The following is a 23,087-nucleotide window of genomic DNA, read 5'->3' on the forward strand; positions in this document are numbered from 1 at the left end:
GACCGCGACTTATTCCTGCACTCAGCGTGGGGGCGTCAGCGCGGGCTGGAGGTCGAGTAGACGGTGCTCGACCCCCCGGCGGGGCGCTGCGCGCGGCCACGGCCACCGCGACGACGGCCACCGCCCTGGCCTGCTGCGCCGTTCCCGGTGCCCGCGGTGCCGCGGCCGTCCCGGCCGCCCTCGGGGCGACCCGCACCCGTCGGGCGCTGCGCCGGGCGCTGACCGCCCTGGCCGCGCGCCGCCGTCGTGCCCTGGCCCGCAGGCTGCGCGGCCGGGCGTGCGCCGCCCTGGCCGCCACGGCCACGGCGCGACGCGCGCGACCCGCCGTTGGACGAGCCCGTGCCGCGCTTCGCCTGCGTCTGCGGCGGCGTGATGTCGGACGGGCGCACGTACTCCGCGACCTCGCCGACGAGCCCCTTGATCGTCGCGTCGCCCGGGGCGACCGGCTGCGGCTGGGCCGTGATCTTCGCCTTGCGCGTGAGGTCGCGCACGTCGCCGCGCTGCTCCGGGAGCATGACGGTGACGACGACGCCCTCCGACCCGGCGCGGGCGGTGCGGCCCGAGCGGTGCAGGTACGCCTTGTGCTCCGCCGGCGGGTCGACGTGCACGACGAGCTCCACGTCGTCGACGTGGATGCCGCGCGCCGCGATGTCCGTGGCGACCAGCACCTTGACCGCGCCCGACGAGAACGCCTCGAGGTTGCGCTCGCGCGCGCCCTGGCCGAGGTTGCCGTGCAGGTCGACGGCGGGGACGCCTGCCGCGGTGAGCTGCTTCGCGAGCTTCTTCGCCTGGTGCTTGGTGCGCATGAACAGCACGCGGCGGCCCGTGCCCGAGGCGAGCTCGTGCACGATCTGCTTCTTCGCGTCCGCGTCGCGCACCGCGAGGATGTGGTGCGTCATCTGCGGGGGCGCGGCCGCGGCGTCGTCCACCGAGTGGCGCACCGGGTTGCTGAGGTAGCGCTTCACCAGCTGGTCCACGCCGTTGTCCAGCGTCGCGGAGAACAGCATGCGCTGCCCCTGCTTCGGCGTCTTGTCCATGATGCGCTTCACGCCCGGCAGGAACCCGAGGTCGGCCATGTGGTCGGCCTCGTCGAGCACGGTGATCTCGATGCCGTCGAGCGTGAGCAGGCGCTGGTTGAGGAGGTCCTCCAGGCGGCCCGGGCACGCGATGACGATGTCGGCGCCCTTGTCGAGCGCGGCCACCTGGCGCGACTGCGCGACGCCGCCGAAGATCGTCGTCGTCACGAGCCCGAGCGCCTTGGCGACCGGCTCCATCGTGGCGTTGATCTGGTTGGCGAGCTCGCGCGTCGGGCACAGCACGAGCGCGCGGGGCCTGCGGGGGTGGCGCGACGACTTCGCCCACGACAGGCGGGCGACGGTGGGCAGCGAGAACGCGAGCGTCTTGCCGGAGCCGGTGCGGCCGCGGCCGAGGACGTCACGGCCCTTCAGCGAGTCGGGCAGCGTGGCGGTCTGGATGGGGAACGGGGAGTCGATGCCCTGGCGCGAGAGCTCGCGCACGACAGGGGTGGGCAGGCCGAAGTCGGCAAAGGGAAGTCACAGGTGATGGGCCTCTCGGGGCTCAAGGTCGGGGTCCGCCGCACGCAATCCGGGGGGATCTCCACGACGCCGGGCGCGCGGGATCGCGCTGCCCTCGAACGTCCAGTGTCTCATGCCCGGCGACGGGCGGCCGGGTGAGGTGCGTCTCGGCACTCTCGGGCACAGGGCCCTGTGGTGGAATGTCGCGCGTGCACGCCCTGGCGAACGCCCTCACCGTCCTGCCCGCCCTCCCCCGCGGCGGGGTCGCGGGAGCGCCCGACGACGCCTCCACCGCGGGCGGTGACGTCGCCGCGTCCGTGGGGGACGTCGTGGGGCAGGTGTGGGAGGCCGCGACGACGCCCGTCCCTCCCCCGGCGGCCGCCGTGGTCGTCGCGATGGGCCTCCTCGCGCTCGTCGTCGTGCTCGTCACGCCCGTGTGGCGCGTGGCCCGGCACGTCGTGACCATCGCGCACGAGGCGTCGCACGCGATCGCGGCCCTGCTCACGGGCCGTCGGCTCGCGGGCATCCGCCTGCACTCCGACACGTCGGGGCTCACCGTGTCGTCCGGGCGCCCGCGCGGGTTCGGCATGGTCCTCACCGCGTTCATGGGGTACGTCGGCCCCGGCCTCATCGGCCTGGGGGCGGCCGCGCTGCTCCGCCAGGGGTATGCCGTCGGGCTGCTGTGGCTGCTCGTCGTGCTGCTCGCCCTCATGCTGCTGCAGATCCGCAACTGGTTCGGGCTCTGGTCCGTGCTCGTCACCGGCGCCGCGCTCGTCGGGGTGTCCTGGTGGGCGACGCCGCCCGTGCAGAGCGCCGTCGCCTACGCCGTGACGTGGTTCCTGCTGCTGGGCGCCGTGCGGCCGGTGCTGGAGCTGCAGTCCGAGCGGTCGCGCGGCCGGGCGAGCACCTCCGACGCCGACATCCTCGCGCGCCTTACCCGCCTGCCCGGCCTGTTCTGGGTCGTGGTGTTCCTCGTCGTGACGGTCGGCGCCGCCGTGCTCGGCGGGTCGTGGATCGTCGGGCCCGCCGCCTGACCCTCGCGACCCTGCCGCACCCCGGTCGAGCGGACCTCGCGGACCGGTCGAGACACGACGACGGGCCGCCCGCCGGAGCGAGCGGCCCGTCGTGGGACCGAGGACGCGCCTGGAGGAGGAGGACGCGTCGTCGAGATGGTCCGGCGCGAGCGCCGGGAACGTCCCGTCAGCCCTGCGGCGTCAGGACGAACGCCGGTCCCTGCGCGTTCGGGTCCGTGTCGAGCGTGAGGTTCGCGAGGGTCGGGGCCGTGGCGGACTCCACGAACACCTTCGCCTCGCCGTTCTCCACGACCGTGTCGTCGGGCTGCGGGGCGGGGACGAGCGCGAGCTCGAAGCTGCCCGCCTGGTCCGCGGACTCGGCGATCCGCAGACCGCCTCCCTCGGGGACGCCGGCCTGGGTCTGCAGGTCGTGGACAGCGGTACGGGCGTTGTCGGTCAGGGTAAGCACGAGAGCTCCTCTCGTCGCCGGGCGGAACCTGCGGGACACGTCCGTGCGGCCCACGCCTGGCCGGCGTGACCTGCCGTCGGTGCACCCTCCCGCGGGCTCCTCGGTCTTCTCCACCGAAACAAGAACCCGCGACCGTCGCAAGCGAAACGCCCGGTTCTCACCGAATTTCTCACGGAGCAAGACCGCGGGTGACACGTCGCGGAGCGCCGCATAGGGTGCGCGCCCGCGGGGGTCGGGGTCTGAGATCGGCACCCGCTGTCGGGGTCGGCACTTTCTGCCGCGTTCGGCGGTCGCACGTGCCGATCTGAGTCGGGGCTGCCGAACTCGGTCGGGACTGCCGACGTCGGGGCGCGGGTAGCCTGTGCGTGGACGCCACCGGCGTCCAGGGCCTCTAGCTCAATCGGCAGAGCTGCGGACTTTTAATCCGTAGGTTGTGGGTTCGAACCCCACGGGGCCCACCAGAATCATTGGGATTCCAACGCTCCGATCGCGCTCCCTAGCTAAACCGGAGCGTTGATCCCCCGGCAACCCCCCGATTACGGATTCTGAAAGCGCTACTGCACTTTCGCCTACTCAATGATCATGGCGTCCCGGCCCGACGGGGCAACCTCGGCATCGTCGTCCTCGTGCCGCACTCCCGCCTCATCAGTCCATGACACACGGATCGTTTGATCGTGAACGGTGTCTTCGAAGTTGCACGCGACCGTGATCGGCAGTCGTCCGCCGGGAGCGAGTTCGTCGGCGTACGCCTGCCCGCGGACTCGACAGTTCCCGAAGGGGTCCGTCGCTCCGATGACGTGCTTCGCGATGCCAGGCCCGAGGTTCACCAGGAAGCAGGCCACCACCGGGTCACCAGTTCGCGGGTGCTCGCCTCGCACCTCGAACTTTGCAGGCAAGACGAACTCCTGCACCCGGGCAGGTGCGGGCGTCGGCACTTCGGTGACTCCTCCCTCCCCCAGGTCGTCTAGGTGAGGGCGGTCGCATGGAGTGGACCACTTGGCTCGCAAGCGCGCATAGCGCCGTTGACGCCAGGCGCGGAACCACCCTCTCAAGCGCTTCCACACCGCCGTCAGAGCGGCGAGGAGGATCAGCGTGATGAGACCACCCGGGACGAGCAACCAGTTCCAGGCGCCCACGACCCAACCCCAAACCGCATCCCAGAGCGTCGGGTCTGTTGCGTCCATGACCGGCGATCGTAGGGCCTCCGCCCATCAAGCGTCTTTCGCGCCTAGATGTCGGCCACGGTGCCCCTACAAGACCTCGGCAGCCCGAGTCGTCGAGGGACGACGGTCCATGTACACGTCCGTAGTGATCGACGGGGACGCATGGCCGAGCTGGCCGGCAATCTCTCGCGCCGTCAGGCCCCGCTGGTCCATGAGCGTGGCCGCCGTGCGGCGGAACGTATGCGACGTCGCCCACTCGAACCCTGCTCGGTCGAGCATGCGACGGATCGTCTTCGTTGTGTTCGACGGGTCGCGGAGCTTCCCGCCCGGGGACGGAAACACCACGTCATCCGGGCCGGCGTGCTTCATCGTGTCGCGGCGTACACGTAGCCGATCCGCCAACCACTCAGGCAGCTGCACGACGCGGGGGCTGGAGTCGGACACGTGACGCTTCGTCTTCGTGCCCTCCTGGATGGAGACACCCTCCCCCGGGACGCGCACCAGGGTGGCGTCGATGCGCGCTGTGGCCCGCCCAGTGTCGAGGGAGACCCGGGACCACCTCAGGGCGCACGCCTCGCCCAGGCGCGCACCCGTGCCCGCCAGGAACGCCATCAGGTCGCCGAGGTCGTGGGCCAACGCGTGCTCGTCGGTGTCCATGAACGTCAGCACCGCCGCACGCTCCTCCTCCGTGAACGCGCGCGTGGTGTCCCGGGCGGTTCCCTTCCGCTTCGGGGCGCCCTTCCGCTTGATCCGGTCGACTTCACGAACCGGGTTGGCGGGGATGGCTCCGTTGCGGACGGCAAGCCCGAGGATGCCGGACAGGACGGTGCGGGCAGTCTTGGCGACCGCCGGCCCGCCCTCCTTGTTGATGTCCTGGAGCGCCCGGTTGATCGCGGCAACGTTCAGCTCGCGCACGGTCCAGCCCGCGAGCGGGCCCCGAGACTTCGGGTCGCTGGGGCTGCCCGTGATGTACCGGCGCAAGATCGAGGAGTACACGGCCTTCGTGTTCGGTGACCGTGACTCGTCGCCCTGCAGCTCTTCCTCCCACTCCGCGGCCAGCTCCGAGAACGTCGTGGCCGGGGTGATGGCGCCCTTCGTCACCGGGGTGACACGCTCCCGAAGCGCCTCTTCGAGCAGGCGGCGCGCTTCAACCTTCGTGCTGCCGTAGCGCTCGACGTCGCGGACGATGCCGTCCATGTCGCGCACCTTGGCGCGGGCGCGCCAACGGTCCGCCTTCCGCGTCCCGGCGGGTGCGGCACGGTACTTGCCGTCGTCGGCCAGGAGCTGGGGCGTGGTGGCGACGTTGCCCCACTCCCCGAGCTTCATCCGCGGTCGTGCCATCGCACCTCACCGATCCGATCGATTCCGGGGGACCAGACCAGGGTACCCCTCCTCCAGGATGAGAGAACGGGGAAGCAACCTTGGAGGGCTGGCCGGCACGTTTCCGCAGGTCAGGGCACACTTAGGAGACAGGAGCCGCGACCCACGGCGCCCCGAGTGAAGCAAGCACTAAGCAATCGACTCATCGGCAGCCCAGAACGGGACATACCGCCTGGCGCGGTAGCCAGCGTCCGGATCGAACACCGTGATGAGCCCATCCTCTAGAGCTTCGTTGAGCAACTTTGACGCCTGGGCGGAGCTACCGTCTGGGATGCCGAACCGCTCGCGAACCGTCGCGTTCGTCGTGTACTCGTCCGAGACCTGCTTCAGACATGAGTGCAGGTAGACAGCCCGGCTCCGATCTTCCCGATCCATCCGGGTTAGGGCCCGGGGCGCTAGCAACACGGCGCGCGTTTGGTCGGTCACCTCGACTCGGGGCGCCGGGAGCTGGTGGTACTCGACCGCGAACGCCACCTTGTCCCAGCCCGATCCCCGCTCCTCGGCTATCCGAACCCGCCTCATCATCGCGGCCAGCGCTTCGTTGCGCGAGTGCGGAGGAAGATCGAGAAACCGTCGATAGTCAACGATGGGTGCACCCGGGTTGGTTATCTCGATCCGGCTGCGGAACACCTCAACCATTGGTCCCGCACCGCTGAACGAAAAGTCCTGGTGTATCAGCATGTTGGCCACAAGCTCGCGAATTGCGATCGCTGGATACACGGACTGGTCTACTCTTAAAGCCCCTTCGATTGCCTCCGCTCTGGGCAAAGTTGATTTAATGTACTCGACCAGCCCCTCGAACGCGCTCGCGTACCCACGCTCGCCTTCCTGCTCGTGAATCGTATCCACACGATTGTCACCTCGGTACTGAATGACTCGCACTCGCTTTCGCGAAAGCGTGGGGAAATCACGCAGGTTCCGAGCAAATAGGGCCGCCCCCAAGTTGGTCACACTCCACCCGACATCCGATGGCACTACCAGCTTATCTGCGGCAAGATGATCAAGTATGCCGCGCTGAGTAGTGGGGAGCGCTGTCCCTAGCAGCGAGAAGTACGAACTGTAGTCAAGGAGCTGAAGGACCTCCTGGGCCGTTGCGCGCGACTCTGCAACACCGGTCTCAAAAGTCTCCCTCTCAAAGGTACGCCACAACTTCCTTTCTAGTTCAGGGTGCTTCGATAGACGCTTCTTGTAGGACGAGACCCGAATCCACTCGGTTCCCGAGAAAGCCACCGGGGAGCTCCGGGCTGCGCCAATCTCCAGAATCCAGACCGACACACCGACTCCGGCGACCTGCCGGAAACGAAGGGAAACCTGGGGCGTTAGCAAACGAGTGAGCCAGGGCTCCAGGTCCTCGTTGCCCTTTTTGGCGATCCGAGGATCGAACTCCGTGCCGACAAGTTGGTGGGCTACGTCCGAAACCCCCCAAACCAGGTATCCCTTGGCGCGCCCTTCCAGCGCGGCCCCATTGGCGAGAGCCGATACATACTCGCCAATCTCGTCGGGGTTGCTGTTGTTCACCTTGAATTCGAGCCAGGGGGCTTCCCGTGGCTCTCGACAGAGCATTGCCAGCAGTCGCTCATCCTCGGACGGCGATGTATTTGCCATGGACTCCGGAGCCCTTTCCACAGATCGATCACTAGCAAATATGGGCGGCGAACTCTCTTTGTTCCAACGAGTAAGGAGTACGAGCCCAGTGCTGACCGAAGGTGTCGGTGAATAGAAGGGTGACACCTCCCGTAACATCGCTGAACGGCATGTTGTGCCGAGTCACCTCATAGACTTGTTCTTCCCGCTTGCCAGGAAGGATGGTCCCGTAGACCACTTCACGCGAGGACTCGTCTTGGTCGATGTGGAGGACCGCGTCGCTAATCGGATACTCACCGCCATTGAGTATCTCGACACTGACCTTGTAGACCGAGGTTACCGGCTGTAGCACCTCGTCGGCGGGTCGCCAGTACGCCGTGATCCCGACTGCTCGGGCCTGGTGCTCACGGCGAGCTGCGTCGTCGGCGCGCTGCCGTGCCCGCGCTGCTTCTGCATCTAGACGGGCGTGTCTGATCTGGTACGCCGCGGCTAGGAGACCGCCGCCCGTGAGCAAGGCTGCGGTCCAATCAGCGGCACTTCCGACGTCCATGGCTCGAATGCTATCCCCGGCCCCGACCACGCCTGCATTTCAGGCAACGCCGCCGGCCGTCAGATAGGTAAACGATCGTGTTGTCTTCCCTGTACTCGTGCCCGTACGGGCAATGCGTCTTGGCGCGCTGGTGCTCAGCCCCGTCGCGCTTCTCTGTGGACCCATGCCGGTACCACCGGTTGTAGTGCAGTGGGCAGAGCCCTCTGCCCTTGATGTCGGTGCGGTCGCACCCGTCGACCGAGCACCCCGTTGGGCGCGCCTCTCGCGCCGCTGCGGTCGCAGCGAAGTGCGCACGAGCCTGTGTAGCGAGGTCGTCGTCGATCAGCCACGGACCCGACTCGCCAGCACGATCAACCACCCCCCGCAGCCAGCGGCGCACGATGGAGGCGCTGACGCCTGCCTCATCCGCGAGCTGCTGCGGCGTCCAGTGCGAGCTAGACACGCTGCCTCACCGGCTCACGTGTATAGCGACGCCCTTGCCAGGACCGGCCGCCAGCGACGAACCCTAGGAGCACCACGTCGTACTGGTTCGCTGTCGCGGGCACCGCATCGAACGTAACCCGCGTCCCGGTCGCGTCCGCCTGGGCCAGCAGCGGCCCCACCAGCGCCTCCCGTATCCGCCTCCCGTGGCCCTGCCCGACCGGCGCGGCCATGTGGTCCTGGACGTGCCAGGCACCGTGTCGAAGCCGGACACGCACCGTCGCGGTGCCGTCTTCGCTCAGGTACACCCGTGACCGCTTGTCACTGAGGACGTGGAGCGAGTACACGAGCAGCACGACCACGAACACGACCGCCGCGACGACGAGGATCACGACGAGCACGGGCAAGAACAGGAGGAGCGTCACCCAGCCGGCGGAGAGCCCGAGCACCCCGAGCATGAACGTGATCGCGAACCCGATCATCACGAACGTGATGCTCAAGAGCCCTGGCGAGCGCAGGAGCTTCCACAGCGCATGACCAGACAGTCGAACCAGCGCGCCGACGTCGGCGGTCGTCCCAACTCGCACGCCAGGTACTGGCTGCGGCAGCGCGGCATCCCCCATGGCCGGGAGACTACTGGCCCCGGGCCAGTCACGGGAGTGCGCGCGGAAGCGCTTCAGGGGTGAAGTCCAGGGCCGGGATGCCCGGCCGCCTTCAGCCACGACGGGTCGAAGTCCGGGTGCGACCGGTACACCTCTCCGAGCGCTCTGAGCACCGCCTCACGAGACAGCTCGTCGGACTCGACCAGGCGCAGGAGGGTGCGCCTCATGGTGCAGTCGGCTTCCACGCGGGCGGGGTTGAACACGTACTGGAACGGGCTCGGCAGGGGCGCCGGGTAGAACCCTCCCTTGGGCCTGGGCGGTGGCGTGATGCGACCGCGCTCGTCCCGCGCCAACCACTCCTCCGACACGAACTGTTCTTGCAGGAACTCGACCAACCCACTCATGCATCTAGTCGAACACACGTTCGAATCCTGGTCCAGCGCCCCGCTGGCGCGAGGGCCCGTCCACGTCCGGATTGAGGCGAACTGTCCCGGCGGCGCGCGTCCGTTACTGAACTGTGACCTTGCAGTTGTGGGCCCACAAACGCGCAGGTCGCTTCGCAACGCTGTATACGGGCGCACTCGAAATGCACTCGAAGCACCCCCGAAAAGGGGGGTCGTGTCGTAGGGGGCGGCTTAGATGGCTTAATATGCAGCGCTCACCACAGACGATCAACAATGACCCCATCCCCTCCAATCTTCTGACCGAGAAGGAGTTGGCCGCCCGCTGGCAGGTCAACCCTGGCTGGCTAGCCACACTCCGTTCGCAACGACGCGGACCCGTATACCGCAAGATCGGCTTCAACGTCCGCTACCGCCTCTCCGACGTCGAGGCCTACGAGGACAAGCACGCTGTCAACACCAGCGGGACCGTATGAAGACGGCCCACCGGCCGCAGGCACGGCCTTCCAAGAAGTCCAAGCCCGAAACGCTCGGCCAGGCCCGCAACTGGGAGCGGCTCAAGAACGTCTACCTCGCGCGCGGACTCTGTCACCGCTGCGCCAGCCAGGCCGCCTACGGCCACCAGCTCGGGTTCCTGGCCCTTGAACACGAGCCCTGCGCGGCCTGCCGGCCGCTGGTCGCGACCTTTCCTCGCGAACGCATGAACGGCTGGCGGGCACTCGCGAACGCGTAGGCGCCGTTTCAATGCGCGCCCCAGCACTCGGGGCACCACAGGCACCCGGAAGCGCTGAGACGCGCACAGGATCGCCGCACAGACAGCAATACGCGGGCCTTTGGCGTGCCCGCACACTCCCCGTCGACCCGGAGGACCAACCTTGCAGCCCAAGAAGCACGACCTCATGACCCGAATCGGCGCCGCCTTCGAGGCCGGCGCGCCCCTCGGCGCATCCGTCGGTATCGCGAAGGTCACCCGCGACCAGGACCAGGCCCGAGCAGCCGGCCGACTCGCACAGCCGTCTTCCTACTTCGGTGTGCAGCAGCCGACGCTCCGGCAGTCGTTCGAGGGTGCTGGCTCGCAGGCGTCGTTCAAGCAGGAGCAGGCGAAGGTCAAGGCAAACCCGCAGCTGCGGTCGGATGGTGCGGGGAACTGGCTGCTGGAGGCGATGGGCGCCCCGGTGCGCTGGACCGGTGACTACTACGGTGCGGCGTTCCGGTACGGCAACGACCAGATGACGCAGGGTGGCCCGGTCAACGCGTTGCAGACCCTGGGGTCTGTGCTGCCTGGGTTCGCGTTCACTGACCCGGAGTTCCGGGACAACTACTGGACGCAGGAGGTCCAGAACCAGTCGTCGGTGTCGCAGGCTGTGTGGGAGCAGGGGCGTGCCGCGTTCCAGCCTGAGGGCAAGGATGCGGGTTCGTTCGACCCGAAGACGGGTCGCACGACGCTGCCGCTGCTGGATGACCCCGAGCTGGTGGGTGCCCGTGCGGAGTACTTCGGGTCTGGTGGCCAGAAGTGGGTGACGGGTGTCGCGGATGCGGCGTTCAACATCTACGCGGACCCGCTGGTCCTGGCTACCGCGGGCGGTTCGAAGGCGTTCCAGGCTGCCCGTGCGGTGGATGCTGTGGACGTGGCGGCTGCCGCGAACGCGTCCCGCCTGAACCGTGCCGCGACCGAGACCGTCGAGGCGGGGTCGTTCAAGGCGAACCGCTTCCAGTCCGCTGTTGAGCGGACCACGGACCGGTACTACGACGTGCTGAACCAGCCTGGCGGTGTGGCCGCGGTGGCGAAGGACCCGCTGATCGCCCAGACGACGGACGCTGGCGCGGTGGCGTTCATGATGCGCCGCGCCCGCGAGGTGGGCGTGGACGAGGCGGACGCCAAGTCCCTGATGGATCAGGTGATCTACGCGGGTGCGGGCGACCGCAAGGCGCTGACGGCGCTGCGTGAGCGGTCCGACATGCTGTCCCTGGAGCTGGAGCGCATGGTGGGGCCGAACGCCGACACGGCGGCGGCCGAGATTCTGGCGAACCCTGCCATCTCGCACAAGGATTCCCTTGCCCTGCTGGACAAGGACACCCTGGTGCAGCGGCAGGTGGAGGCTCAGCAGCAGCAGATTCGTGACGAGCTGGGCGCGATCCAGCGCGTGATCGACTCGGGTACCGGTGGCCTCGGGGTTGATGGCGTGTCTGCGACGGTGCGTCGCGGGCAGGCTGCCGCGGTGCAGGAGACGCCGGGCATGGTGGCGGCGTTCCGCGCGGACCGCAGGGCGGCGGGCGTGGTGAAGACGCTGTCGGGTTCGCCGGCGCTGCACCCGGTGCACCTGGTCGCGGGCCGCCACATCCCGCAGACGCTGAAGTTGTCCGCGGATGACGCTTACGAGGGCTTCGAGGCGGCGACTGGCCGGGTGGAGCGGATGCTCCGCAAGGACAAGAACGACGAGGCGCTGGGCCGGTTGGCGGAGTTTCGTGACCGGTTCGTGTCGGCGCGTTCGTCGCTCGACCCGGGCCTGTCTCGCACGCAGCGGCACGAGGTGGTTCGCGACTTCAACAAGTTCGCGGAGGACTACCTGGTGTCGCGGCACGCCGGGCGCAACGGCGTGAGCGCACCCGAAATCCGCTGGGCCGTGCGCGACATCGTCGGACGACGCAACGAGGAGATGGCGCGACTTGGTCTCAGCGCTAAGCAGGCGCTGGACGCCGAGCGCGCAACCACCATCGCCTCCGACGACGGCATCTACGCCCTCACCGACGAACTCGCTCGATCCATCGCGACGTCCCAGTTCCAGGACGTCGTGTCCATCGTCGACTGGAAGGCCGTCGACAACGCCCTCGGAACCAGGCTCACGCCCGGCATGATCCGCAAGACCGCGACGGGCGCGTACCAGTGGGCTGAGGCCGGGCTGGCCTCCTTCAACGACCTCTGGAAGTTCGTCGCGCTGCTGCGCCCCCTCGGCTACCCCGTCCGCGTCCAGGTCGACACACAGGCCCGCGCCCTGGCGCACATCGGCGTGATGCGCCACGGCCTGACCGCGATGCGCGGCATGGGCAACTCGCTGCGGAACCTGGAGCGCGTCGACAAGGCCGCCGTCGAGCTGTACCAGCAGAAGATGCTGGCGCACGCCCGCCTGGAGGAGTTGGACGAGACGATCCCGTCCCTGTCGGGGAAGCGCTTGAAGGCGGCGACCGCGGAGCGAGCCCGTCAGCAGGCCATCGTTGACAAGTCGCTGGACGACTTCAAGGCGGAGCGGCCCGACATCGAGGGCGCGGTGCGCCGCGGGAAGACGGACCTGAAGGCGTTCCAGGGTTCTTCCGCGGGCCTCGACGCCAAGACGGGCGAGTTCACCGCCCCGTCCATCACCGATCCGTACATGGGCGGGCGTGAGGCGTACACCCGCGTCCACGACCTCACCGACGCCCGTGCCTCCATCCTCGGACTCATGGAGACCCAGCGGACCCTGACGCTCCGCAGCCTCCGCACCTCCGGCCGCTACGCGCTCGTCGACGCCAAGAACCCCGGCTGGGCCGACGCTTACCTCGACGCCGTCAACCGGCACGTACGGAACGACCACGTGCTGAAGTCCCTCGCCGGTGGCGCCGACGACCAGACCCTCCTGGCCTGGATGCGCGAGACCCCCGAGGGCCGGGAGTACTGGGCTGCGTTCGCGACCAACCAGAAGGGAGAAGCGAAGTGGCTCAGTGAGCTCGACCTCCTCAACGCCCAGCGCGAGCACGTAGACGCCCTCCTGCCCACGCAGGAGATTCGCAACCAGGCCATGGCCGGCAACCTCCGCGCTGAGGACATCGACGTCGCGTTCCCGGAAGGGACGCCGCGACCCGTCGTGCCCCACAACCTGAAGGAAGCCATCGACCAGGGCAACCCCCTCGTCAACGGGTACAACAAGGCTCGCAGCACCTACTTCAAGTACGCCGCCGAGATTCCCGAGACCGTCATGGGGCGTCACCCCTTCTACCGAGACGCCTTCTCCCGACGCCTCGAACACCTCATCTCGCAGACCGGCCGCGAGTCCGCCACCCTCACCCGCGCCGAGGTTCACCAGCTGCGCAACCGTGCGGACCTGTTGGCGCGGCGGGACGTGGCGAAGGTCATGTTCGACACGTCGCGGCAGTCGAACCTGGGATACCACATGCGCTTCCTGATGCCGTTCTACTCGGCGTGGGAAGACACGATGGCGAAGTGGGCGCGCATCTTCGGTGAGCACTGGGAGGCTGCGCCTCTGATGCTGAAGGTGTACCAGGCGCCGAACAAGATGTTCGAGGTGACGGACGAGGACGGTAACCGCATCCTGCCGAACGGCGACGTGGTGCGGGTCCTGGAGGACGGTTCCCTGGGTGAGGTCATCGGCCACGAGTCGGACCCCACGAAGGGGTACATCCACATCCCGATCCCGAAGGCTCTCGCGGACTGGGCTGGCGTGGACGACCACGTGCGCGTGTCCAAGGGGTCTATGAACGTCATCTTCCAGGGCGAGCCGTTCTGGCTGCCCGGCCCGGGGCCGCTCATGTCGATCCCCGCGAACGAGGCGCTGGTCAAGGTGCTGCCCTCAGCCTGGGCGGAGCACCCCATCGGGAAGTGGCTGCTCCCCTACGGGCCAACGGCGGACAGCGCGACGGACCAGGCGCTGCCCCAGTGGGTACGCAACGCGCGCACCGCCATCGACCAGTCCATGAGCGAAGACCGGTTCGCCCAGACCTACGCCCAGCTCCTGGCCGAAGAGATGCAAGCCCAGACCACGGGCGAGAGCGAGCCCAAGACGAAGGCCGAGACCATGGCCCTCGTCGCCAAGCGTGCCCGGAACTTCTACATCATGAAGGCGTTCGGCTCTCAGGCGCCGTTCTCGACGTCCCCTCAGGGGCGTCTGGAGTGGTACCGGCAGGAGTGGAACCGGTACATCGAGGAGTACGGGAAGGACGCGGAGGACAAGTTCCGCGAGGACTACCCAGACTACTTCGACATGACCATCTCGCTGTCTCTGAACGAGACGGGGGTGCGCGCGTCGGATGCCGCGATGGACGAGGTGAAGAAGTACCGGAACCAGGTGGCGCAGACACCGGAGTACGGGTGGGCGTTCGCTGGTGCGGCGAACCTTGGGGGCGAGTTCTCCCAGGGGGCGTACCAGCAGCAGAAGCGCCAGACGATCGGGGTTGGCACGTCGAAGACGTGGCGCACGATCAAGGACCCGGGGGACGCGTACAACGAGGTTCAGGTGTCGAAGGGCTGGAACGACTGGAACAAGTTCCACACCATGCTCAACCTCGCTCTCGACGAAGCGGGCACCACGATCCGCTCCAAGGGCGCGGAGGACTTCCGGCTCATCCGCGACGAGTTCCTGTCGCAGATGAAGCAGGAGAACCCCGCGTGGGCTGCGGCGTACGAGTCCGGCTTCACGGGCGACAGCGCGGTCCGGTTCCTGTCGACGATGGGGACCGCGATCCGGGACAACCAGTCCCTCGCAGCACGGTCCGATATGCAACAGCTGTCGACCTACCTGGAGAGCCGGAAGATGATGCGCACCCGCATGGCGGAACTGGGCATCACGTCTCTCGACTCGAAGAAGGCGGAGGAGTCCGGGCTGGCTGAGATTTGGGCCGAATGGGTCCAGGCTCTCGCCGCGGAGGACGTCGGATTTGAGCAGATGGCCAACCGCGCCCTCGCCGCGGACGACCTGTCGGCCGAGGTGGTGATCGGTTGACCACCCCGAAGAAGACGCCCCGACAGGAAGCCGACCAGCGAGCGGTTCAGCCGCTCGTCTGGCTCACGAAGCTCCGTGACCACCGGGTGCCCAACAAGTCGCCCACGCTGCTCGGGACCGCCGCCGTCCTCGTCACCTACGCCGACTCGTCCAACCCCGGACGCCCAATCTGGCCCTCTGCCAAGACGATCGACGAACGCATGGGACTCGCCACAGGAGGCCGGGGCAAGTCTGCCGAGGCATCACTTCGCAAGCTTCGCGACTGGGGGTTCCTCGTGGTCGTCGACCGCCGCGACTACCCAGATGTGGAAGGTCTACGGGCACTCGATCCCCGCAAGCTCGTGTACGTCCTCACCACGCCCTGACGGGGATCACCCCCAAAATCGGGGTAGATGATCACCCCCAGAATCTGCCCTCTAATCTCTCCATGGTGAATCTCCCCAAAGAGATTCACTACATGTAACAACTACTAGTTAGACCCCCAAAATTGGGGGTCATCCACCGGGACCGGTCACGGACCACGAGGTGACGGGTGCCTTGGGCCACCCCTCACCGTCCCGGGTAAAGCGGCGAAGCCGCTACCTCGACCCATCCCGTCACGGGATTCAGAGCGGCCGGCGGAGCCGCCGCTCTCCCACGACCAACCGTCACGGCCTACGGTGTCGCGCTCACGCGACGCCACCACATGGTCGGCGGCACGCGGCACGCGCGTGCCCACACCCCTAGGGAACCCATGACCAACGAGACCTTCGGCGTCGACCCCCACCCGCACCAGGTCGCGGGTGCCGACTTCCTCGACACCCACCCCCGCGCGATCCTGGCCGACGAGGTCGGCCTCGGGAAAACCATCCAAGCAGCGCTCGTCATTGAGCGCGCATCCCGCCACGACGCGTTCTCGGCCCCGGGCCGCCCCGACGGCCCGCCCGTCGTGTGGGTCACCGACGCCGCACTCATCAACCAGACCCTCGACGAGCTGCGGCGCCTCCTGCCCCACCTCACCATCGACGCGTCCACGCACAAGGCGTGGTCCACCAACCCGTCCAAGAAGGCCACCCAGGAGTGGGCGACGCTCGCCCACGACCTCCACGCCATCGTCATCTCGTACGACACCCTGCGCACCCGCCTCGACACCAACCTCGTGTCGCACTGGCGACCACACATCCTCGTGCTGGACGAAATCATGGCCGTCAAGGGCGGCAAGACGAACTGGGAAGCGGTCCGCACCCTCTCCGCCCGCGCCACACGGTGCATCGGCCTCACCGCCACACCCGTCGAGACCGTTCCCCCGGAGACATGGGCCGCCCTCGCAGCCGTCGGCACACCCAACCTCTGGGACCAGGAGACCTTCGACCGCGAGTTCGTCGAATGGGCACCCGCCGGCACCAACATCCTCGGTGACCCGCTGCCGCCCCGCGCCGTCGGGTTCCTCCCCGGCGCCGAGACCCGCCTCCGCGAATACCTCAGCGGTGTCACCCTTCGCCGCACCGCCCAAGACATCGGCCTCGCGCTCCCTACCCTTTATCGCAAGACCACATTCGTCTCACTGACACCGCCCCAGCAAAAGCAGCACGACCGCTACGCCAACATGCCCGGACTCTTCGGCCACCAGAAGCGAGCCAAGGCCGCCAGGTACGCCGCCGGCAGCTCCGCGACCGCAAATGAGTTCATACGCCTCGTTACGACTGCTGACTATCACCAAACACCGAAGGTGATCGTGTTTTCGGAGTTTCAGGATGTGCTGAATGTGGTGTGTGAGCGCCTGCGTTCGGTGGGTGTGTCGTTTGTTCGGGTGGATGGTGGTGTGGATCGTGTGGGGCGCGCGACTGCGGTGGCTGCGTTTCGTGATCCGGCGGGGCCGCGGGTGCTGGTGGGGTCGTCGGTGTTGGAGCGTGGGCTGAATTTGCAGACGTGTGGCGTGTTGGTGTCGTTGGATTCTTCTTGGAATCCTGCGCGTGAGGTGCAGCGGGAGGGGCGGATTCGGAGGCTGGGTTCGCCGTTCCCGTGGGTGGTGCATCACACGGTGTTGCCGGATGTGCCGGATGCTCGGCGGAAGGCTGGGGTGCTGGCTGGGCGTGAGGCGGTGGCGTCTCAGGTGCTGTCTGGGGCGTCTCGTGAGGAGCCGTGTAGGCAGGATTGGTGGGCTGAGGAGCAGGATCGAATTCTCACTCATCACACGATGGGCGTGTGGGGTTGAGCATGTGGGGGTGTAGGGGGTCCGTGTAGGGGGTGAAGTTAGGGGGTGTGGGCGCTAGGCCGCGTTCAGGGCACTTGTGCGCCTGGTTACACTCTGGCCATGAAGATCTTCATAAGTTGGTCGGGGCGCGAGAGCCGTGCCCTCGCCGAGGGCCTGAAGAGTTGGCTTGAGATGTTGATCCAATCAGCCGACATCTACATGTCAGCAGTTGACAACGACCCTGGGATTCGATGGAGTTCTCGGGTAACCGAATGGCTTGAGGATTCCCAGTTTGGCATTCTCTGCATGACACCGGACAACCTCGACTCTCGATGGCTACTGTTCGAAGCCGGCGCCATCTCCAAGAAGGTAGGGAAGAGCCGCGTCGTGCCCCTCCTGCACCGCCTTCGTCCCGCCGACATCGAGCCACCTCTCTCACAATTTCACATGGCGAACACGACTCGTGAGGGAGTCTTTGAGATGGTGCAGTCGATCAACAGCCAACTCGATAAGCCAATTCCAGATGAAGCGCTGAACCGGCTGTTCGAGAGCCTTTGGCCAACCCTCGAATCGTCATTCCGAGAGGCCGTACCAGAATCGTCCGATAAGGTTCCGGAACGTCCCGAGCGCGAACTGCTCGAAGAGATTCTTGAGGCAGTACGTTCGCTCGAACGCGTCCGCCCAAGCCCGTCGCGTCAAGTGCCATCGGAGTTTGAGGTGCTCTTCGCAGCCCTGGAGGATGCCCTGGGAGAAGAAAATCCTTTCACTATCAGCGACCAGAATGGTGAACTTCGAGTAGTGTTCGCGTCGCGACCCTCGGTGAACACCGTCAGGCGCGCCTCCATGCGTGCCAAGAAGATTGGATTTCCGATCAAACTCTACTACCGCAGCAGTGCAAACCCGTCTATCGTGCGGCCCGTGAAGACCGAATCGCAATTCATTGTGAGCGCAGACAGTACCACCCCTTAGTGGAGTCGCGGATTTAAGATGCCCCCGGTCAAAGCGAGTGCGGAATCAGACCGCCACCCCCTCCCTTCGGTCGATGATGAGCGGCAGGGTTTCACCCTTCCAACCGCCCATCGGCGGTGGGACGGTGGTGGGCATGGGCACGGTTGAGGTTGACGCCTTGGACGATGAGGCGACGGCGCGTATCCGGGCCGGTGTCGCTGCGGATCGCCGTCGCAACCGGCGTGCTGGGCTGGTGGGGTGGCCTCGCGGGCTTCGTCACGGTTCTGGTGTGGCAGCTGTCGACGCAGCTCGTCGGTCTGGCGAACGTCGGCCAGGTGGTGTGGGCACTGTGCTGGTCCGCGCTCGTCGCGGCCGTCACCGGGCCCCTCGCAGGCATCCCGTACGCCCTTCTAGTGCACGCCCTGGGTGCACCCCTAGACCGGTGGGAGGACCGCCGCCAGCACGCGCACTAGAGGCGTACACAGGAGGCTCTGCGCACCTAGGGGCCGTCGCCAGTCGCTGTTCCGCCCTCTTGGATCAGGCGTACGCCTGCTACCGCTCGACGCGCGATGCCGTCAACGCGGGCCAAGTCACTCAGTAGTGCCGTCTCGCGCTCGTGGCGTCGCTCCACCCTGACGCGGTTAATGAATCCCGCGAGGGGTGCGACACCGCCGCACACCAGCGTCAGCGCGAGCAAGGTCGATCCGATCGGCCCAGACGCCCAGCCGAGCACGATTCCAAGAGCGACTACCAGGAAGAATCCAGACCAGAAGGCCCAGTGCGCTTCCCGGCGCTGGCGGTCTTGGATCGCAGCCCAGCGCTCGGTCCAGTCCGTGGAGGCAAACTCGGCGCTCATCACACCCTCCCTTGCGCGCATTCAACACGCTAGAGCTTGCCGCGGGGGAGACACCACACCGCGCTGAGCAGTTCACCCGCGATTACGGCGATCCGCGACCATTGAGGCCCCGCACCGTTTGTCGGTGCGGGGCCTCTCCTGCGCTCTGCGGGCGGCGTCCGACGGCACGGCAGGTCTCGGAGCGTAGTTGCTCGGGGCTAGGGATGCGCCACCCCGCCCCTGCGGCCTGTGGCCGTGGGAGCGGGGTGGCGTTGGTGCTGACTCTGCCGAAGGGCTTGCCAGCACGAGGAAGCGGGCGACGCGGGCCCGCATCAGCGTGGTGGTGATGATGACGGGTGCTGGTGCGCGTGGTCCACGGCTGCTCCCCTTCCTTGCGTCGTTGGTCTCGGTGGCTTCGGGGTAAGCCGCGTCAGCGGCTCAGGACGTACATGTCGACCAGGCCGGCGGGCGACCCTGCGGAGACGATGCCGAGGAGGTTCCAGCCGTCGGCCTGGGCGTGCGTGAGGTCGTCGGGCGTGGCACCTGCCGGGATGGGCAGGACGGGCGACCCGTCGGGGTAGCGCTCGGTGATCGGGGCGCTACCGAACACGAGGACCCCGAGGTCGCCGGCCGGGTTGGTGCGGAGGGCTGATGAGGAGGGCGAGACGTCCATGACTGCTCCCTGCGTCGGTGGCTGGGCGGGTGCCGTTTGCCTGTCCCCCTTTTATCCCCCTCTTACATGCTCACTGTCAAGCATCCTCGATGAGACACCCCGAGATTCACCCGTGGTGTTGCGATACGTGGAAACGGACACCGCAGGACGGGGCCACACTACCCTTTAATCCGTAGGTTGTGGGTTCGAACCCCACGGGGCCCACTCTCTGACCTGCAAGAACGCCAGGCACTCCTCCCCTGCTCTGGCCCTTGCGTTGCAGATGCGTTGCAGCTCTGCGCCGCAAGCGCCCCGCTCCCCACCACATGGCGCCTCGCGCGGCATCCGCCGCCGCGGGCCGCTTCGGCGACCCCGACGGCGTCGACGCGCCGCGCGCGCGGTCCACCAACTCGAAATCGCCCGCGACCCCGTAGGCCCACAACAGAACGGCCCCGACCGGTGCTGGAACACCGAGCGGGGCCTGACCACAACCAGAGGAACGGACCCTCCGAGATGGCTCTCGCTCACGCTATCAGCACCCTTCCCGTAGCGCCGGTGGCGCCCGACCCGACGACGTCCGCGCGCCGCCACGTGAACGCGTGGCGCGACGCGGTGTGGACGTCGACCCTCTCCGCGACGAACAAGCTCGTCGCCCTCGCCTACGCCGACCACGCGTCCACCGGGCCGCTGCGGGTGTGGGTCGCGGCCGAGCGCCTGCAGGCACGCACGAGCCTGGGCAGAACCGCCACGACGGCCGCACTGCGGCGTCTGCGCGACGCCGGGTGGCTCGCCCTCACTTCGACCGGCGTGCGCGGCTCCACGACCCGCTACGCGCTCACGACGCCCGGCGCCGACGTCGTCGAGCTCGAGCACGACGACGACCGGGTTGACGACGTCGACGTCGTCGAGCACCAGGAGCACGAGCCGTGAGCGCCGCGACAGGTGTCGTCTCGCGACGAACTCGTGTCGCCTCGCGACGAAAGGGTGTCGCGAGGCGTGCCGGATCCCCTGTCCTATCCCCTGCCCCATCCCCCACCAGGTCGCTCGCCGTCGTCGAGGAAGTCGTAGGCGAGCGGGACGCCCTGCTGAACGGGGTGGTGGAGGAGATCCGCTCCCACCCCCTCGCCCGCGGCCTGACGGCCACGGCGGTCCGCCGTCACGCCCGCGAGCTGCGCGCCGCCGGGTGGACGCCCGACGACGTCGCCCGCGAACTCGCCGCCCAGAACTTCACCGGGGCCCGCAGCGCGGGCCTGCTCCGCTACCGCCGCACCGCGCTCGCGCAGTCCGGCCCCACGCCCCCGCCCGCGCCCCGGGCAGCCGACCGCCCCGCCACCACGACCCGCGATCTCGTCGCCAGGGACGACGCCGCCCACGCGGCCGCACCACCGTCGCCCGAGACGCTCGCCGCCGCTCGCGCCGCCGCCTGGCGCGCACCGCCCGCTGACCACACGCACGAGAGGACCACCGCCATGACCACCACAGCCACGCCCCGCCCGACGACGGCCGCCCGGATCAACCCCGACAACCGCCTCGTGCTCGCCGGTCTGCTCGTCGTGCTCGTCGCCGTCGCCGCGGCCTCGTTCACGCTCTCGTTCACCGGCCTGTCCGCGGCCGCGCCCTGGGCCGCGATCCCCGTCCGCCTCGCCTGGCTCGTGCCCGTCGCGCTCGAGGTCGCCATGCTCGGGTACGTCATCGCCGCGTTCGTCCGCACCCACCGGGGCCAGAGCGCACGTCTGCCCTGGACGCTCGTGCGGGCCCTGACCACCGTGTCGTCCGCGATCAACGCCGCGCACGCCTGGGACGCCGGGCCCAAGGGCTGGCAGGGCATCGTCGGCGCCGCCCTCGCCGCCGGGTTCCCGTTCATGACGCTCGCCGCCGCCCACGTCGTCGCCGGCGTCGCCCTCGGCCGCTCACGGACACCGCCCCCGCGACGGACACGGACACCGAGGCCGCGACCGACGCGGACACCACGACGAGGGACGCGGACACCACGACGGTCGCGGCGAGCGCCGGAGACGCCCGCTGCGGTCGGCGCGCTCGCGCCGGTTGCGGTCGTCGTCGAGCGCGCACCTGCGCTGCGCGCCGTGGACACCGAGGCGACGGACACCGCGGCGGACGGCGGACACCTGGACGGTGTCCGGTCGATCCGGACTGCCGCGCGCAGACGCGTGGCCGAGCGCCTCGACGAGATTGACCGCCTCGCCCAGACGACGGACCTGTCCGGGCGCGCGATCGCGGACGCGCTCGGCCTCGGCCGGACGAGCGTCTGCGCTCGGGTGTCCGCGGTCCAGGCCGGGCGGACGGACACCCGGACGCCGGACACGGACGCTGTGCTGCTCGCCGTGTAGGACACCTCCCGCGCGGGCGGACCCGCGTCTGTCTGCCCGCGCGGGGCAGCGCCGCTCGACGGCGTCGGCTCACAGCCACGCGCAGCCCTCGCGCCCCTCGCGCGAGACGTATTCCCCGGCTAAATGGTCCTCGTCGGGTTCATGCGTCGGTGCCACGCCCGTGCCCTCAGGCATCAGGTCGGATGTACGGGGTCACCTTGACAAGGCCCGTTGGAAGATCAGAGACCGCTCGCGCAAGGTCTAGTGTCACGAGTTTCACCTCGAGGAGGACCTGCGGCTGCACCTGCTCTGTCACCGCTTCGCCAAAGGCGCTGAGCAGTTCGTCGGGGACGTGCGCGTACAGGCCGCGTGCCGTCTCCAGCTCGGTTCGGCTCCACCGGCACCGGACGATCCGGAACTGGGTGACTGATATGCCCTCCGCGCGCAGCACGCGTTGGGCGGTGCGGGCGTCGAACACACACAAGCTGCCGACGAGGTCGCTCCGTGACGTGGTGTGCACTGCGGCGAGCAGGTCCGCGGCCGTGAGCGCGTCGAGCGCCTTTCGCAGGATGGCGTAGCGCGATGGCTCGATCGGTCTGCCGGCAGGGGCTCTTTGCTGGCGGGGCTTGCGCTCCTTGCGCGTGACCGTGACGCGCGAAACTGCGATGCCGGAGCCGTCCCAGATCCCGTGCACCTTCAGCAGCTCGTCAGGCCGCAGGGTGAGCTCGGGTGAATCGGGCCACGTGGCCCTTACCGTCCATGGCGAGTCGTAAGGGGCAGTCTGGGCATGTTCCGGGTCCAGGGCGAGGCCTGTCTCGCCCTCGACCACAACGGGGAGTCCGGCGGCCACCACTCGTGACCCCGGCTGCAGCCCTTCGATCACGGTGATGGCGCTCAGTAGTTCGTCCCCACCATGACCATCCAGTAGTAGTACCCGGTCGGGCAGCCCGGCACGTAGAACCGCTGGCACTTCCATGACTTGAAGTCCGGTGCCACCTTCTTCAGGTACGCCATACGGGACTGACAGTTCGCAGACGACGTGATGTGGAAACCGTCGTAGGGCGTCCAGGTGATGACCTGCGGCGTGACGATGACCCCGCCGTCATCGGTGTCGACAGCGCTCCGCTCATCGATGCCCTGGAGCTCGCTGGCGACGTGAAGCTGGGCAACCTCGGCCTGGGCGTTCTCAGCAGCTGCGCACGCCGCTGCTGCGGCTGCCGGGCGAGCGCCAACGAGTAGGGCAACCAGGATTGTTGCCAGCACAGCAAGGGGGATCAACCCCTTGCGTGTACGCAAAGCGATCGATTCGTTCATTTCTACGCTC

General features: G+C 68.1%; 21 protein-coding genes and 1 tRNA gene. 11 read left to right on the forward strand and 11 right to left on the reverse strand.

Annotated elements, in window-relative coordinates; translation table 11 throughout:
• Positions 1-35: 35 nt before the first annotated feature.
• Entirely contained in the window at positions 36-1,517 is a 1,482-nt protein-coding gene (locus BXA05_RS01425) for a DEAD/DEAH box helicase (RefSeq protein WP_076403468.1), read from the reverse strand.
• A 335-nt stretch (positions 1,518-1,852) separates the two neighbouring features.
• Here BXA05_RS01425 and BXA05_RS01430 point away from each other — a divergent pair, with 335 nt between their 5' ends.
• Complete coding sequence (locus BXA05_RS01430) at positions 1,853-2,569, forward strand: M50 family metallopeptidase (RefSeq protein ID WP_076404053.1); 717 nt, start codon at positions 1,853-1,855, stop codon at positions 2,567-2,569.
• Between the two features lie 166 nt (positions 2,570-2,735).
• Here BXA05_RS01430 and BXA05_RS01435 read toward each other — a convergent pair whose 3' ends face one another.
• Positions 2,736-3,017: a HesB/IscA family protein gene (locus BXA05_RS01435; protein WP_021479822.1), complete on the reverse strand. Its 282-nt coding sequence runs from the start codon at positions 3,015-3,017 to the stop codon at positions 2,736-2,738.
• 385 nt (positions 3,018-3,402) lie between these two features.
• Here BXA05_RS01435 and BXA05_RS01440 point away from each other — a divergent pair.
• Positions 3,403-3,478 (forward strand) — tRNA-Lys (locus BXA05_RS01440).
• A 108-nt stretch (positions 3,479-3,586) separates the two neighbouring features.
• Here the strand turns inward: BXA05_RS01440 and BXA05_RS19485 are convergent.
• From BXA05_RS19485 to BXA05_RS01470, 6 genes are all read right to left on the reverse strand, one after another.
• A complete protein-coding gene (locus tag BXA05_RS19485; protein ID WP_143310994.1) occupies positions 3,587-4,201 on the reverse strand; it encodes a hypothetical protein in 615 nt (204 codons plus the stop codon).
• Positions 4,202-4,267: 66 nt separating this feature from the next.
• A complete protein-coding gene (locus BXA05_RS01450; RefSeq protein ID WP_170963116.1) occupies positions 4,268-5,506 on the reverse strand; it encodes a site-specific integrase in 1,239 nt (412 codons plus the stop codon).
• Between the two features lie 183 nt (positions 5,507-5,689).
• Positions 5,690-7,303, reverse strand: coding sequence for an ATP-binding protein (locus tag BXA05_RS01455; protein WP_342065086.1), 1,614 nt, complete (start codon positions 7,301-7,303; stop codon positions 5,690-5,692).
• Positions 7,197-7,694, reverse strand: coding sequence for a hypothetical protein (locus BXA05_RS19490; RefSeq protein ID WP_143310995.1), 498 nt, complete (start codon positions 7,692-7,694; stop codon positions 7,197-7,199). The genes BXA05_RS01455 and BXA05_RS19490 overlap by 107 nt, the downstream gene beginning before the upstream one ends.
• A gap of 434 nt (positions 7,695-8,128) precedes the next feature.
• Positions 8,129-8,737, reverse strand: coding sequence for a hypothetical protein (locus tag BXA05_RS01465; RefSeq protein ID WP_143310996.1), 609 nt, complete (start codon positions 8,735-8,737; stop codon positions 8,129-8,131).
• A gap of 53 nt (positions 8,738-8,790) precedes the next feature.
• Positions 8,791-9,120 carry a DUF6221 family protein gene (locus BXA05_RS01470; protein ID WP_076403485.1) on the reverse strand — a complete coding sequence of 110 codons (330 nt, stop codon included), beginning with the start codon at positions 9,118-9,120 and terminating at the stop codon, positions 8,791-8,793.
• A gap of 245 nt (positions 9,121-9,365) precedes the next feature.
• On the opposite strand from BXA05_RS01470, the gene BXA05_RS19495 reads away from it, so the two are divergent.
• The 7 genes from BXA05_RS19495 (at position 9,366) to BXA05_RS01500 (ending at position 18,422) form a co-directional block, all read left to right on the forward strand.
• Entirely contained in the window at positions 9,366-9,593 is a 228-nt protein-coding gene (locus BXA05_RS19495) for a helix-turn-helix transcriptional regulator (protein WP_143310997.1), read from the forward strand.
• Positions 9,590-9,850: a hypothetical protein gene (locus BXA05_RS01475; RefSeq protein ID WP_076403487.1), complete on the forward strand. Its 261-nt coding sequence runs from the start codon at positions 9,590-9,592 to the stop codon at positions 9,848-9,850. The genes BXA05_RS19495 and BXA05_RS01475 overlap by 4 nt, the downstream gene beginning before the upstream one ends.
• Positions 9,851-9,992: 142 nt before the next feature.
• Positions 9,993-14,828, forward strand: coding sequence for a hypothetical protein (locus BXA05_RS20630; protein WP_143310998.1), 4,836 nt, complete (start codon positions 9,993-9,995; stop codon positions 14,826-14,828).
• Positions 14,825-15,193 (forward strand): hypothetical protein, encoded by a 369-nt coding sequence (locus tag BXA05_RS01485; RefSeq protein WP_076403490.1) that lies wholly within the window; start codon positions 14,825-14,827, stop codon positions 15,191-15,193. Before BXA05_RS20630 ends, BXA05_RS01485 begins: the two co-directional genes overlap by 4 nt.
• Before the next feature lie 368 nt (positions 15,194-15,561).
• Entirely contained in the window at positions 15,562-17,022 is a 1,461-nt protein-coding gene (locus BXA05_RS01490; RefSeq protein ID WP_076403491.1) for a DEAD/DEAH box helicase, read from the forward strand.
• A 99-nt stretch (positions 17,023-17,121) separates the two neighbouring features.
• Complete coding sequence (locus tag BXA05_RS01495) at positions 17,122-17,970, forward strand: toll/interleukin-1 receptor domain-containing protein (protein WP_076403493.1); 849 nt, start codon at positions 17,122-17,124, stop codon at positions 17,968-17,970.
• A 164-nt stretch (positions 17,971-18,134) separates the two neighbouring features.
• A complete protein-coding gene (locus BXA05_RS01500) occupies positions 18,135-18,422 on the forward strand; it encodes a hypothetical protein (protein ID WP_143310999.1) in 288 nt (95 codons plus the stop codon).
• 792 nt (positions 18,423-19,214) lie between these two features.
• Here BXA05_RS01500 and BXA05_RS01510 read toward each other — a convergent pair.
• Complete coding sequence (locus BXA05_RS01510) at positions 19,215-19,457, reverse strand: hypothetical protein (RefSeq protein ID WP_076403498.1); 243 nt, start codon at positions 19,455-19,457, stop codon at positions 19,215-19,217.
• 534 nt (positions 19,458-19,991) lie between these two features.
• Here BXA05_RS01510 and BXA05_RS01515 point away from each other — a divergent pair.
• Both BXA05_RS01515 and BXA05_RS01520 read left to right on the forward strand, forming a co-directional pair.
• Positions 19,992-20,366: a hypothetical protein gene (locus BXA05_RS01515; protein WP_076403499.1), complete on the forward strand. Its 375-nt coding sequence runs from the start codon at positions 19,992-19,994 to the stop codon at positions 20,364-20,366.
• 164 nt (positions 20,367-20,530) lie between these two features.
• Positions 20,531-21,784 (forward strand): DUF2637 domain-containing protein, encoded by a 1,254-nt coding sequence (locus BXA05_RS01520; protein WP_076403501.1) that lies wholly within the window; start codon positions 20,531-20,533, stop codon positions 21,782-21,784.
• A gap of 166 nt (positions 21,785-21,950) precedes the next feature.
• Here the strand turns inward: BXA05_RS01520 and BXA05_RS01525 are convergent, their stop codons facing one another.
• Both BXA05_RS01525 and BXA05_RS01530 read right to left on the reverse strand, forming a co-directional pair.
• Complete coding sequence (locus BXA05_RS01525) at positions 21,951-22,646, reverse strand: hypothetical protein (RefSeq protein WP_143311000.1); 696 nt, start codon at positions 22,644-22,646, stop codon at positions 21,951-21,953.
• Between the two features lie 11 nt (positions 22,647-22,657).
• A complete protein-coding gene (locus BXA05_RS01530) occupies positions 22,658-23,077 on the reverse strand; it encodes a hypothetical protein (protein ID WP_076403504.1) in 420 nt (139 codons plus the stop codon).
• Between the last annotated feature and the right edge of the window lie 10 nt (positions 23,078-23,087).

Origin of the sequence: Cellulosimicrobium funkei (assembly GCF_900155925.1) — a bacterium.
GTDB classification, from domain to species: Bacteria; Actinomycetota; Actinomycetes; order Actinomycetales; family Cellulomonadaceae; genus Cellulosimicrobium; species Cellulosimicrobium funkei.